The sequence below is a fragment of the Aliicoccus persicus genome (assembly GCF_900110815.1).
In the GTDB taxonomy this organism is placed as follows: Bacteria; Bacillota; Bacilli; order Staphylococcales; family Salinicoccaceae; genus Aliicoccus; species Aliicoccus persicus.
The window spans coordinates 22,072-35,282 of the sequence record NZ_FOIT01000004.1 but is presented as its reverse complement, the minus strand read 5'-3'; the positions used below and the strand labels follow the sequence as shown (position 1 = coordinate 35,282).

At 40.6% G+C, this 13,211-nt stretch carries 13 protein-coding genes; all 13 read right to left on the bottom strand.

What is annotated here, in order from left to right; all coding sequences use genetic code 11:
• Nucleotides 1-13: 13 nt before the first annotated feature.
• The gene (gene folK / locus BMW30_RS06950; protein WP_091475214.1) at nt 14-481 is read right to left on the bottom strand and encodes a 2-amino-4-hydroxy-6-hydroxymethyldihydropteridine diphosphokinase; all 468 of its coding nucleotides are present in this window, start codon (nt 479-481) and stop codon (nt 14-16) included.
• Nucleotides 481-846, bottom strand: coding sequence for a dihydroneopterin aldolase (gene folB / locus BMW30_RS06945; protein ID WP_091475213.1), 366 nt, complete (start codon nt 844-846; stop codon nt 481-483). Before folB ends, folK begins: the two co-directional genes overlap by 1 nt.
• Complete coding sequence (gene folP / locus BMW30_RS06940) at nt 846-1,628, bottom strand: dihydropteroate synthase (protein ID WP_091475211.1); 783 nt, start codon at nt 1,626-1,628, stop codon at nt 846-848. The genes folB and folP overlap by 1 nt, the downstream gene beginning before the upstream one ends.
• A gap of 173 nt (nt 1,629-1,801) precedes the next feature.
• The gene (gene hslO, locus BMW30_RS06935; protein ID WP_091475209.1) at nt 1,802-2,668 is read right to left on the bottom strand and encodes an Hsp33 family molecular chaperone HslO; all 867 of its coding nucleotides are present in this window, start codon (nt 2,666-2,668) and stop codon (nt 1,802-1,804) included.
• Between the two features lie 64 nt (nt 2,669-2,732).
• The gene (gene ftsH, locus BMW30_RS06930; protein ID WP_091475208.1) at nt 2,733-4,814 is read right to left on the bottom strand and encodes an ATP-dependent zinc metalloprotease FtsH; all 2,082 of its coding nucleotides are present in this window, start codon (nt 4,812-4,814) and stop codon (nt 2,733-2,735) included.
• Nucleotides 4,815-4,899: 85 nt separating this feature from the next.
• Nucleotides 4,900-5,433: a hypoxanthine phosphoribosyltransferase gene (gene hpt / locus BMW30_RS06925; RefSeq protein ID WP_091475521.1), complete on the bottom strand. Its 534-nt coding sequence runs from the start codon at nt 5,431-5,433 to the stop codon at nt 4,900-4,902.
• Nucleotides 5,423-6,628, bottom strand: a complete 1,206-nt coding sequence (gene tilS / locus BMW30_RS06920) for a tRNA lysidine(34) synthetase TilS (RefSeq protein ID WP_091475206.1) — start codon at nt 6,626-6,628, stop codon at nt 5,423-5,425. The genes hpt and tilS overlap by 11 nt, the downstream gene beginning before the upstream one ends.
• 43 nt (nt 6,629-6,671) lie before the next feature.
• Nucleotides 6,672-7,055, bottom strand: coding sequence for a S1 domain-containing RNA-binding protein (locus BMW30_RS06915; RefSeq protein ID WP_091475204.1), 384 nt, complete (start codon nt 7,053-7,055; stop codon nt 6,672-6,674).
• A gap of 200 nt (nt 7,056-7,255) precedes the next feature.
• Nucleotides 7,256-7,630 (bottom strand): FtsB family cell division protein, encoded by a 375-nt coding sequence (locus BMW30_RS06910; protein WP_091475202.1) that lies wholly within the window; start codon nt 7,628-7,630, stop codon nt 7,256-7,258.
• A gap of 57 nt (nt 7,631-7,687) precedes the next feature.
• Nucleotides 7,688-7,963 carry an RNA-binding S4 domain-containing protein gene (locus BMW30_RS06905; protein WP_091475200.1) on the bottom strand — a complete coding sequence of 92 codons (276 nt, stop codon included), beginning with the start codon at nt 7,961-7,963 and terminating at the stop codon, nt 7,688-7,690.
• The gene (locus BMW30_RS06900; RefSeq protein ID WP_091475199.1) at nt 7,950-9,125 is read right to left on the bottom strand and encodes a MazG nucleotide pyrophosphohydrolase domain-containing protein; all 1,176 of its coding nucleotides are present in this window, start codon (nt 9,123-9,125) and stop codon (nt 7,950-7,952) included. Before BMW30_RS06900 ends, BMW30_RS06905 begins: the two co-directional genes overlap by 14 nt.
• Nucleotides 9,122-12,592, bottom strand: coding sequence for a transcription-repair coupling factor (gene mfd / locus BMW30_RS06895; RefSeq protein WP_091475197.1), 3,471 nt, complete (start codon nt 12,590-12,592; stop codon nt 9,122-9,124). The genes BMW30_RS06900 and mfd overlap by 4 nt, the downstream gene beginning before the upstream one ends.
• Nucleotides 12,585-13,157, bottom strand: a complete 573-nt coding sequence (pth, locus tag BMW30_RS06890) for an aminoacyl-tRNA hydrolase (protein WP_091475196.1) — start codon at nt 13,155-13,157, stop codon at nt 12,585-12,587. Before pth ends, mfd begins: the two co-directional genes overlap by 8 nt.
• Nucleotides 13,158-13,211 lie beyond the last annotated feature (54 nt).

The following is a 13,211-nucleotide window of genomic DNA, read 5'->3' as shown; positions in this document are numbered from 1 at the left end:
CTTGTTGTTTATCTTATTCAGATTGTTCAAGTCTTTGCTTTAATGTTTTAATACTTTCTTTAAACACTGGGTGAATAAAGTTCGGTGCAATTTCTGCAAGTGGCTCGAGCACAAACATTCTCTTCTGGAGCTCACCATGAGGAATTTGTAAGTCTTGCAAATCGATTTCTAGGTCCTCGTAGAGTAAGATATCGATGTCGATATTGCGTGGTCCCCACGTCTCAATACGCACACGTCCCATCTGTTGTTCGATATCAAGCACGGCATCGAGCAAGCTGACTGGGCTTAAATTCGTATTGATTTCAATACACATATTCATAAATTTGTCCTGCTCTACATGACCATATGGTTCTGTTTCGATGATGCTGGACTGCCTAACCACTGAGATATTCTCATGCGAATCCAGCTTTTCAATCGCTTCATCTAAGTTTCCTACACGGTTGCCAATGTTACTTCCGAGTCCTAAGAAGACTTGTGCCATCAACTCACTCGCTTTCTGTTTAATGTGACACTCACATTGTCGTAATGCCCATCGATTGGCGGACTTGGTTTTGTCACTGTGAGTTTAATCTCGTTTATTTTATCATATGTGGTAAACAGCTGATCAATAATGCGTCCACCCAAATGTTCGATTAGATTGACAGGATTATTTTTTACATCAGTTTCTATTAACTGATAAACTTCCGCGTAATTTATTGTCTCATCCAAAGCGTCTGTTTTACTCGCTGACATCAAGTCTAAGTATAGTGAGACATCGATGATAAAGTACTGACCGATTTCACGTTCTGCGTTTAGTGCACCGTGGTAACCATAAACTTTTATACCATTCACATTGATGATATCCATTACATCTGTCCCCTCAACTTCATGTATGAATCTGCGACGATACGATTCATTTTAACATTGTGTACACGCACCGCTTTTACGCCGCAGTTGATGCCATGTACAGAAGTCACAGCCGTTGCAGCATCTCGCTCTCTCGGTGGTACATCCTCACCCATTAAATCTTTAATAAACCGCTTGCGTGATGTGCCAAGTAATACTGGGTAGCCCATATCGACAACTTCATCAAGACGCTTCATTAGATCCAATTCTTCTTCACGTGATTTTACGAAACCGATACCTGGATCAATCCAAATTTTATTCTTCTTAATCCCATGCTGAAGTGCGAGATTAATCGCATAATCAAGCTCTTTTAACACTGTGCTGACAACATCCTTGTATGTTCCATGTTCGTTGTTATGCATTAAAATGATCTCTGCGTCATGTTTCGCAACAACGTCAAGCATTATATCATCATACTGGCCTGCCCATTGATCATTGATCATGTGCGCACCTGCACTCAGTGCTGCATCTGCAACTTCTCCCCGAAACGTATCGACTGAAATTTTCACACCTAGATCTCGAATTGCTTCGATGACAGGTACGACACGCGCCAATTCTTCTTCGACAGTAATTGGCGTGTGGCCTGGACGCGTAGAATATCCACCAACATCAATAATATTTACACCATCTTCAACCATTTGTTTCGCATGTTTGACTGCTTTCTCTACGCTATTATGCGCACCACCATCACTAAATGAATCGGGTGTTACATTCAAAATACCCATAATCCTCAAAAACGGCATTGTTTATCACCTTTTAAATAATATATTGTTTCAGAATGCCTTAATTATAACATGTTTCACCGTATTTCTAATTCATGATTTAAACGATGTTTCAACTTAAAACAGAAAGAACCGAACAATTGAGGTCATTATGATGACTCAACTGCACGGCTCAAGTATTTAAATCACTGCACTTATCTTTGGATCAACTGACCAAGCTCTGTCTTATCGATCCAAATTTTGTTACGGCAGAAATGACAATCGACCTCCGCACCACCATCTTCTTGAATCATCTTCATAATTTCAGTTGGATCAAGTGATGAAATCGCATCTAAGAAGCGTTCTTTGCTACAGTTACACTGGAATGACACTGGCATTTCACTGAGTTTTCTCCACGCATCTTCACCGATTAATGTATTGATAATCGCTTCCGGCTTCAATCCTTCATCAATCAGCTGAGAAACTGGACGGAATGACTTCGACATCTCTTGAAGTTCATTGATACGCTCTTCTGTTGCATCCGGCATTACTTGGATGATGTATCCACCTGCCGCTTTAATCGTATTATCCGGATTAACAAGAACACCAAGCGCAACGATTGAAGGCACCTGTTCACTCGAATAGAAATAGAAACTGAAGTCTTCGGCAAGTTCACCAGAAATAATTTCTGTCGAGCCGATAAAGTTCTCTTTTAATCCGATATCTTTCGTTACGTTGATGTGTCCTTCTGTACCAACAGCACGTGCCACATCAAGTTTTCCATGGTCGTTTAATTCAAAGTGAACATGCGGATTGCCGATGTAACCACGTACATGTCCTTTTGCATTACTATCAATAACGATGGCACCAATCGGTCCGCCACCTTGAATCGTCACCGTTACTTTTTCCTCATTTTTTAACATTGAACCCATAATAACGCCCATTGTTAACGCACGACCAAAAGCTGCTGATGCAGTCGGTAATGTGCCATGACGTCTGACTGCTTCGTTCACGATTTCTGTTGAATCAACAGCAAGTACTCGGAAACCTTCTCCAATACCTCTAATTAAATAGTCACTCATTATTAGTCTCCTTCCATAATTAAAGCTGTCTCATACGAGACAGCTTTGTTGTGGTTACACTAGACTAGTCTTTTCTATTTGACTCATCTTGTTCATTTTCTTCACCTGGCGCGTCGACTTCATTTGGTTCATGTGTAGCGTCTTCAGGTAAATTTGTCGTTTCAGTTTCAACTTCAGTTTCCTCAGACGTTTCATCATCCTCATCGGGATCCGCTTCATCTTCATGAAGCTCTTTTTTCACGTCTTCATAGCTCTTGCCGATTTCTTCTTCCTTGTCTGCATCAGACTCGTAAACGCGTTCTGGTAATACACCATCGTTGAATAATGACTCGATTTGTTCACGATCTAATGTTTCAACTTCAAGTAAAGTTTCAGCAATTAGATTCAATTGTTCTTGATGTTCTGTTAAAATATCACGACATTTATCGTATAGACGTTTTGTAATATCTTGAATTTCTTGGTCGATTTCGTAGGCAATTTTATCTGAGAAATTGTTGCCTGAACCCATTTCTTTACCAAGGAATACATTGTTGTTACTATCCGTAAATTGGATTGGACCGATGCGGTCGCTCATACCGTACTCAGTTACCATGCTGCGTGCGATTGCAGTTGAACGTTGGAAGTCATTGTGAGCACCAGTTGAGACTTCGCCAAATGTAATTTCTTCCGCCACACGACCCGCAAGCAATCCGACAATCTTGTCTTCAAGCTCAGGTTTTGTCATAAAGTAACGGTCTTCTTTCGGTAACATAACGGCATAACCACCTGCTTGACCACGTGGAACAATCGTTACTTTGTGAACCGCTTCTGCATCGTCTAGCACCATACCGATAATCGTATGTCCGGCCTCGTGATAGGCAACGATGTTGCGTTCTTTCTTCGAAATAACGCGGTTCTTTTTCGCTGGACCTGCTATGACACGGTCTGTTGCTTCATCGACATCACGCATGTCAATTTTCGTCTTATCACGACGCGCTGCAACGAGTGCTGCTTCATTTAATAAGTTTTCTAAGTCTGCACCAGAGAATCCTGGTGTTCTCGCTGCGATTGCTTTTAAGTCAACTGTCGAATCAAGTGGCTTGTTTCTCGCATGTACTTTAAGTACCGCTTCACGTCCTTTAACATCTGGACGACCAACTGGGATTTGACGGTCAAAACGACCTGGACGAAGTAACGCAGGGTCTAAAATGTCCTGACGGTTCGTCGCTGCAATCATAATAATACCTTCGTTTTCACCGAAACCATCCATCTCAACGAGTAACTGGTTAAGTGTTTGTTCACGCTCATCGTGACCCCCACCAACACCAGCACCACGCTGACGACCAACAGCATCTATTTCATCTATAAAGATAATACATGGCGCATTTTTCTTTGCGTTTTCAAATAAATCTCGCACACGGCTCGCCCCGACACCGACAAACATTTCTACGAAGTCAGAACCCGAGATTGAGAAGAATGGTACGCCACTTTCCCCCGCGACTGCTTTCGCGAGTAACGTTTTACCAGTACCCGGTGGACCTACGAGTAGAACACCTTTTGGTACACGTGCCCCGATGCGTTCAAATCGACGGTGATCTTTTAAGAAATCAACAACTTCAATAAGCTCTTGCTTCTCTTCATCTGCACCTGCAACATCTTTGAATAATACTTTCTTCTTACTTTGGTCATATAACTTCGCTTTCGACTTACCGAAGTTCATCATGCGGTTACCACCGCCGCCACCACCTTGTGACTGACCCATGAGGAATAAGAATAAGAATAGAATAATTAAGATAGGAATCATTAAGATGAGGATGTTCATCCACGGGCTTGGTTCTGTTGCGGGTACAACATTAAATGTTAAGCCTTCCTGACCTCTTGCCTGTTCAGTAATAGAATCTAAATCATGTTGACTATTGTATGGTATAACAGTTCTAAAGGATTCATTCTCTTCTTGTGATGCTAATCGTCCTTCGACAAGATAAACACTATTTTCAGGTTGAATCGTTAGCTCTGCAATCTTACCTGACTCTAGGTGTTGGACAAATTCATTATATTGTATTTCTTCTTCTAATGTGGAATCTCCACTAATCGCTGCGAAAATACCGTACATAACGACTGCTAAAATAATTAACAGGATAATGTTACGGCCTGAGTTCTTAGGCATCCATAAACCTCCATTTCTAATACAACTAAAAAAAATAATAACATATTTAACTTATCTAGTGCCACTGTTTGAGCTCGATTTCGAACTATTGATAGATTTCTGGTTTTAATAACCCGATATAAGGTAAATTACGGTATTTTTCATCAAAATCTAAACCATATCCAACGACGAATCCATCTGGGATTTCCGTACCGACATACTTCACATCTACATCAACTTTACGGTTTGCTGGTTTATCGAGTAAAGTTACAATCTCAACAGAAGCCGCTTTTCGATATTCAATAAGATCAATGATTGCGTTTAATGTTTGACCCGTATCAATGATATCTTCAACAAATAAAATATGACGGTCTTCTACCGATTGGTTTAAATCCTTAATGATTTTCACATCACCAGACGATTTTGTACCCGAGTAGCTCGACACATCCATAAAATCAATTTCTACATGTGTATCGATATATTTAATAAGGTCACCCATAAACATGATTGACCCTTTTAACAAGCCGACGAGCAATGGGTTTTTATCCTTGTAATCTTCAGTAATTTTCTCACCGAGTGATTTCGCAAGCGATATAATTTTCTCTTCGCTAAGCACAATGTCACTTATATCATTTCTCAGTGTCATCTATTGTCATCCTCTCTATATTTAATAAGTCCCTATCAATTATATTATACATTACACCGACCGCAATAATTTCACCCAATGTATTTGTAATAATTGGAATATGATTTCTCTTTTCTGTTGGCACTTTCGCATCGATAAAAATCCTCGCCACTTTTTTCGTACCAAAATCTAAGGGAATTTTATCGCCCGGTTCTTGTGTACGTACATGAATCGGTAATATCGACGCGTCGACGTCGATGATGTAATCGTTGAATTTATGTCGTCCGGATGCTGTGATTTCCAATGCTGTATCTGACGCTCTTTTATCTTTTACGTAAATTGAATCATATGCAATCACAATCGTCTCTTCACTGACAACAAATGCTGCATTTGATGTGTCATCGTTAGCAACTTTAGCTATTTCTTTCGCGTATTTACGTGAAAGAGATGTGTCTCCTGAAAGTTTACGTAGTACAAAAATCTGTTCAAGTTCTGTCAGGTTAACGAAGGTCCTGCGCGAGATCGAGTCTGTAATATGTGCAAAATGTTTTGCAAGAACGGCTTCAATTGCTTGGTAATCATCACGAATCTCACTTAGTGACGATACCGACAGATGTGGATGTCCATCAATCTTTGACAATATTTGATTTCGCATGAAATTTCGAGTGTAATTATCCTCACGATTCGTCACGTCTTCAAAATATCGAACGTGATGTTTTTCTGCGTACGTATAAAGCGTGTCTTTCCTCATATGAATGAGCGGACGATGAATGGTGATATCATCCATCTGACGCGATGGTGCAATGCCAATCGGTGTACGTCCTGAAAAGAGCTGAAGCGCAATCGTTTCATAATCATCATCCAGATGATGTGCGGTGAGGAGGTGTTCAATTCCCTTACCCGCCATCACATCCATAAAAAACGCATAGCGCAATTCACGGGCTTTCGACTGTGAAAATGAATCATCTTCAAATTCAAGATGTTTAACGTACAGCTTTAGACCATGTCTTGATGCATAGTCTCGTATGTATGATTCTTCTTCAATAGACTCGACACGCTGCTGGTGATTCACATGGAGCAACGTGAGCGTCTTAAACGTATGTTGATATTTCGTTATTAATAGATGGAGTAAGACATTCGAATCTACCCCGCCAGAAACAGCGAGTGCAATGTCATCATCATGTGACCACGTGACATCGATAAAAATCACCTTCTAATCAAAAAGACGATTCATGACGAATCGTCTAAATTTATTATCGTTTACCGCCGCGTCCACCACGACGAGATTCTGTTTGCTTCTTGATTGTTGAAATTCGTTCTTCACTATCTTTTAAAAATCCAGCAAGTTTCTTCTCGAAATCTTCTGGTGTTGGTTCTTTTTTCGGCTTTGGTTTCGGCGCTGGTGCTTTCGCTTTTTTTATGGACAGACTAATCTTACCATCGTCACCAATACTCAGTACTTTAACTTCGACTTCTTCACCGACAGTTAAGTGTTCATTGATGTCATCCACATATTGATCAGCAACTTCTGAAATATGCACGAGACCTGTTTTTCTTTCTGGTAATTCAATAAATGCTCCGAAATTTTTAATACCTGAAACCTTACCTTTTACTTTACTGCCCACTTCTACTGACATTTGTATAAAATATCCTCCCAGAATTTATATTCTTATATATAATAACATCATTCTAATATTATTTCATTATTAATCTACCGAATGAAACTGCATACAGTTAGAATTGCGAAAGTTCTCACATAATTAATATCACGAAAAAATAAATACCCCATCACTGTAACATTTCGTTTAGTGATGGGATAATGTTCATTATTTTGATATTATTCTTCATCTTCAAGTAAGTTAAAAATGATTTCTCCCTCTTCTGAGAGATAAAATTCGCTACGTGCCATACGTGCAATGTAATTGTCATCATTCAGACGTTCAATTTGTTTGAGCAGTTGTTCTTCTTTTGCTGTCGCATCTTCTAATGTTTGTTCAGTTGATGCAAGCTCATCTGCAAGTTCTTGATTTTGTTGATGTTGGGCGAATGCAGTAAACGAAATAAAAATTATAGGCAAGGCTAATAGAGGTACGAATACTTTCATTCGTCGCCTCACGACTTGTTGCTCTAAATGTTTAATTTTTTTGTTTTGATCACTCTGTTTTGTATACTCATTCGATAACTTTGTGACCTTTTGATTTGTTTCCTTCATGATCACTCACACCCATACATCTTGTACTTTAAAAATACACCATATCTCTTTGAATTACTAGGACATTCCGTCAGATTTCTCAATCTTTTCTTCTTTAACAATTTTATACATGCGCTCTACATCTTCTTTTCGTGCATGTTCTTGAAGCTCTAATACTTCATAAGTTACATGCTTTTGACCAAACTGTATTTCAATCGTGTCGCCAACCTGTACTTCAGTCCCAGGCTTTGCAACTCTGCCATTGATTTGTATACGTCCGTCACTCGTCACTTCTTTGGCAAGTGTACGGCGCTTAATAATGCGAGATACTTTTAAAAATTTATCGATTCTCATTTTCTTCACCTCGATGTTGCTTCAATATATCTACAAGAGACGTACCGTTATGAATTGTCTCTTTCATCCACGGTAATATCGTCTTTGCATAATCTTTTTCATGCTTTACCTTTTCTACTTTACCCTCTTTTTGCTTGGCTAATTTCCATACGCGATCAAGACCATCTAAGTCATCGATTTCTTCATCACCAAATATATGCGGGTGGCGTCTGACGACTTTATCATTCAGACTTTGCAATACATCATAGAAATCAAAGTAACCATTCTTTTTACCGATGGCACTATGGAGTGCGACTTGCAAGAGCACATCACCGAGCTCTTCGACAATCGCGTCGTCATCACCATTCTCAATGGCTTCAATAAACTCATAGGACTCTTCAATTAAGTAGCGCTGTAATGATTCGTGTGTTTGGGTTTTATCCCATGGACAGCCTTTCTCATCATCAACAAGTGTGTCGAAAATTTCATTCATGTATTCTATAGAACGATGGCGAATGCTGTCACTTTGGACAACTGGAATGTATAGTGCGAGCAAGTTGCTGTTGATATCTAAGTGATCCAGTTCAAATAGCGGCACAGCATGAATCCGTTCGTCAGGGCTACCTGCACCATCGACAAGCGTCACGATCATTTCGTCATTGTAGTACTCAAGCAGCGTCAGCTTAGCTTCCCCAAGTGTAAGCTGGTCATACACTTGGGTAATCAATGTATGTTTGTTTGCCGACAAGTCTTCGTATTTCATCGTCGACGCATCCAGCACTTGAAAATGGCTGTTGATTGGTATATTCAAACTTGTAATAACAGTATCAATAAAACTTGCACCACCATGCACTTCTATCTCGACGTCACGCGTCATCAGTAACTCTGTCGTTGTCTCGTAAAAATATGGATGTCCGGGTACGACGTAAGTAATTTCTTCATGGGCACATTTCTGAATTAGTGTGTGCACGATTTCTTCATAGACATCTTCGAATCGTTCATGTGCCTCGTAGACTTCATCAAAGCTCGTAAATGCGACGCCGAGCGTTTCAAGTTCTTGGATCGCCGGGTGGTCCATCGTGCGTGTGTAAACATGGTTCGATGATTTTAATTCGTTCAGCACACCGACAGTCATTGCATCAATCGTCGAACTACCAAGTCCGTATATATTTATTTTACTCATACAATTTCCTCCAGTTTCAAGCTGTCTTGAATCAGAGCCATCAATTCAACTAACGTGTGTAATGACTTATCTCTCAGCTGCAGCTGCATCTCATTATTCTGCACTTGTATCTTTAGAATTTTCCCGAACTTCTCGGTATCTTCAAACAGCTTTTGACCGTCGATTTGTGCAGTCGAAATAGCTGACACTGAAAGATAAAAATGCCGTTTATCTTCATGAATTTTGTAAATGCCGAATTGTAGTGCATAGACACGCACACGCACCAGTTGGATCAATCGTTCCACTTCAACCGGATAATCACCAAATCGGTCGATGAGCTCGTCTTCAATATCCATAATGCCTTGTATCGTCGTCACACTGCGCAAGCGTTTATAAATATCAATTTTAGATTGCTCATGTGCAATATAAGTACCTGGCAAGTAAGCATCGACTTGTATATCAATCGGCACTGTTTCTGCTGGTGGTTCTGTTTCGATTCCACGCTTTTCTAACACCGCTTCTTCCAACATTTCCGAATACAGCTCGTAGCCGACTGAATCGATGAATCCAGACTGGTGTTTACCGAGTAAGTTACCGGCGCCACGAATGTTTAAATCGCGCATCGCAATTTTAAATCCACTGCCAAGCTCTGTATATTCTTTAATGGCTTCAAGGCGTTTTTCTGCCACTTCAGTGAGCACTTTGTTTGGCTGATGGAACAGATACGCATAGCTAATTCTATTGCTTCGTCCGACGCGTCCACGCAGCTGGTACAGCTGGCTGAGCCCGAAACGATCAGCATCGTCAATGATCAGCGTATTCGCATTTGGCACATCGACACCCGTTTCAATAATCGTCGTCGTGACGATGACATCATACGCGCCGTTGACGAAATTAAACATCGTCTCTTCAATTTCTTTTTCACTCATTTGTGCATGCATGACACCGACATTTGCATCAGGCACCATCATCTCTACCTGATCTTTTTTCTGGTAAATCGTATCGACACGGTTGTGTAAATAATACACTTGCCCATCACGTGCAAGCTCGCGTTCAATCGCTTCTCTCGCGAAGTTTCCATCGTATTCCAGCACATAAGTTTGTACTGGGAATCTGTTTTCCGGCGGTGTCTCGATAACTGATAAGTCTCTGACACCGGTTAAACTCATGTGCAACGTTCTCGGTATCGGTGTTGCTGTCAGTGTTAACACATCAACGTTTGTCTTCATCTGCTTGATGCGCTCTTTATGCCGCACACCAAAGCGTTGTTCTTCATCCACAATGAGCAATCCTAAGTCTTTAAATTGAACATTTTTAGACAATATAGTATGTGTCCCTATGACGATATCAATCGTGCCGTCGGCGAGACCTTCACGCGTTTCCTTTAACTGCTTTGGTGTTCTAAAGCGACTCATCATCGATACATTGACCGGAAAGTCTTCAATCCGCTCAAGGAAACTTTCAAAATGTTGTGCCGCTAAAATTGTCGTTGGCACTAAGAAAGCGACTTGCTTACCATCTTGCACTGCTTTAAACGCAGCACGAATGGCTACCTCGGTTTTACCGTAACCAACATCACCACATAACAAGCGGTCCATCGGCTTAATATCTTCCATATCACGTTTGATTTCATTCACCGAAGCAATCTGGTCTGGTGTCGGTTCGTAAGGGAACTTCAGCTCAAACTGATCCTGCATTTCTGTATCCGGTGAAAACTGGAAGCCGACCGCACTCGCACGTGCTTCATACAACTTCAACAACTCTTCAGCAATTTCGTTAACATTTGCTTCGACTTTTGCCTTCGTCTTCTTCCATTCACTGCCACCGAGGCGGTGCATACGCGGGGCACCATCATCACTCGACACATATTTTTGGACGAGATTCATTTGATCCACAGGGATAAAAATCTGGTCCGTCCCTTTATATTGCAACTTCATGTAGTCATTATGGATGCCTTGAACTTCCATCGTTTCAATTCCCATATAGCGTCCAACACCATGATGAATATGTACGACATAGTCACCCACATTAAGCTCTTGATAGGATTTTATCTTCTCAGCATTGGATAACGACTTGCGTCGTTTACGCACTTTCCCCGTCTTGTTGTAGAGCTCTTTCGACGTGAGTACTGCAAGGCTCATGAACGGTAAGATGAATCCTTTTGGCATGACGCCTGTCGTTAGGACGATGCCGGATTCAATCGGCATTTCATGAATATAAGAATGAATCTTTAAATCTTCCAACACCTGATGGGTCTTTTTTAATTCCGCTTCGTCTTGCAAGATGATGTTGATTAAATAACCGTCTTGAATCATCTTGTTCAAATTAGAAGCTAAAATATCATACTGACCATAATAAATTTCAGTTGGCTTGATCGAAATCTTCAAAATATGCCCGATTTCTACCGGCATACTTTTCGTGAATAAATTAAAGAAAGTCAATCTAGGGTAGCTCAGTAAACGCTCGAGCTCTCCTTCTAGATAATACACTGCACCTTTAAAAGTACGACCGGTTTCAACCATCGATGTATAAAACGAAGAGACGGATTCGACTTCGGTCTGATACGCATTTTCAATTGTCGTCAGCTCATCGATAATGATTCTGTGACCTTTAATATAATCTAAAATCGACACTTTTTTATCTTGTATTAAATGGGCATAAGGACTTAAGTACTGATGCCTGAGACCTTCTTGACCAATGATTGCCATATACTCATCCAGCGTCTCTTTCGCATCAGCATTGATCACACCCACAGTGTCATCATAGAGCGAATTTAATTCTTCAAGTAACAATTCAATCTCTGACGCCTCTAATATAAACTCTTCAAACGCCCCGATGAATACGGACGATACATTCTGAATGGAACGCTGTGTTTCAGGGTCAATCTCTCTGAGTGAATCCACGGTATCATCAAACAGCTCAATCCGATAAAAACCACTGTGCATATAAATATCAATGATGTCACCACGAATTGCGAACTCTCCGATATTCGCTGCTTGTTTCATGCGTTTATAACCACGCGCAACAAGTTCTTTCGGAATCTTCTCATAATCCAATTGATCACCGTTACGAATCGCATGTTCATAAGAGAGAAGACGCTCTTTAGACATCAAGGGTTTTAGGAGCGCTTGTGCAGGCACGAGAAATAGCCCTGACTCATTCTTAGCCAAGGCAGATAATGTCGTGAGACGGGCTTGTTTAAACTCCGGAGATTGCTTCGAATGGTTCTCGATCATGATGTCCCCAATTGGGAACGTGAACACATTGTCCATCATGTCATAGAGTGTTGCCGCCAGCTTTTCCATCTGGTGATTATTCTTAACGACGATGACAATGCTTCCTTCTGATTCCTTATAAAGTTCATATAAGAGTACAGGTTTGAAATCATCGTTTATGCCACTGACGAGCATGTTCAAATCATCATTATGATTGAGTATTTCATTAAATCTGGAGTCTTCTGTTATACGTTTGTGAACGAGATCATTCATTGACATCACCGTTAAAATTGTTCATCACATTGTTGAATGGTTCAGATATAAATGCTTCGCTCGCTTTTGTCGATTGTTCGATTACTTTATCGAGCAATTCAGCATCATCTTTTCTGAATGTGCTTAATACATAACGCGATACCGATTCTCCAGGTAATGGTCGGTCGATTCCGATGCGCAGTCGTTTATACTTTTCCGAACCGAAGTGTTGGTTTAATGATTTGATACCGTTGTGTCCACCACCACTTCCTTTTTGGCGCAATCTCAACATGCCGAGTGGAAGATCCAAATCATCATAGAGTACGAACACATCTTCAAGCTCGATATTATAATAATCGACAAGTGGTCTAACCCCTTCACCAGATAAGTTCATAAACGTTTGTGGTTTTACGAGCATTACTTTTTCTGAGCCAACAAGACCGATACCATATTCACATTTAAATTTTTTATTGTCGAGCGGAATATTCAGTGCATCAGATAACGCGTCTACGACCATAAAACCGATGTTGTGTCGTGTTTGATCGTATTTTTTACCAGGGTTACCCAATCCTACAATACATTTCATCGTCTACACCTCGTTAAAAACGAGCGATGGAAGATCCACCGCTCGTAAAATTTC

What these genes read in the sequence shown, in the direction of transcription:
- folK (WP_091475214.1), bottom strand. Translation starts at nt 481, where the DNA reads ATGGCACAAGTCTTCTTAGGACTCGGAAGTAACATTGGCAACCGTGTA.
- folB (WP_091475213.1), bottom strand. Translation starts at nt 846, where the DNA reads ATGGATATCATCAATGTGAATGGTATAAAAGTTTATGGTTACCACGGT.
- folP (WP_091475211.1), bottom strand. Translation starts at nt 1,628, where the DNA reads ATGCCGTTTTTGAGGATTATGGGTATTTTGAATGTAACACCCGATTCA.
- hslO (WP_091475209.1), bottom strand. Translation starts at nt 2,668, where the DNA reads ATGAGTGACTATTTAATTAGAGGTATTGGAGAAGGTTTCCGAGTACTT.
- ftsH (WP_091475208.1), bottom strand. Translation starts at nt 4,814, where the DNA reads ATGCCTAAGAACTCAGGCCGTAACATTATCCTGTTAATTATTTTAGCA.
- BMW30_RS06915 (WP_091475204.1), bottom strand. Translation starts at nt 7,055, where the DNA reads ATGTCAGTAGAAGTGGGCAGTAAAGTAAAAGGTAAGGTTTCAGGTATT.
- BMW30_RS06910 (WP_091475202.1), bottom strand. Translation starts at nt 7,630, where the DNA reads ATGAAGGAAACAAATCAAAAGGTCACAAAGTTATCGAATGAGTATACA.
- BMW30_RS06905 (WP_091475200.1), bottom strand. Translation starts at nt 7,963, where the DNA reads ATGAGAATCGATAAATTTTTAAAAGTATCTCGCATTATTAAGCGCCGT.
- BMW30_RS06900 (WP_091475199.1), bottom strand. Translation starts at nt 9,125, where the DNA reads ATGAGTAAAATAAATATATACGGACTTGGTAGTTCGACGATTGATGCA.
- mfd (WP_091475197.1), bottom strand. Translation starts at nt 12,592, where the DNA reads ATGAATGATCTCGTTCACAAACGTATAACAGAAGACTCCAGATTTAAT.
- pth (WP_091475196.1), bottom strand. Translation starts at nt 13,157, where the DNA reads ATGAAATGTATTGTAGGATTGGGTAACCCTGGTAAAAAATACGATCAA.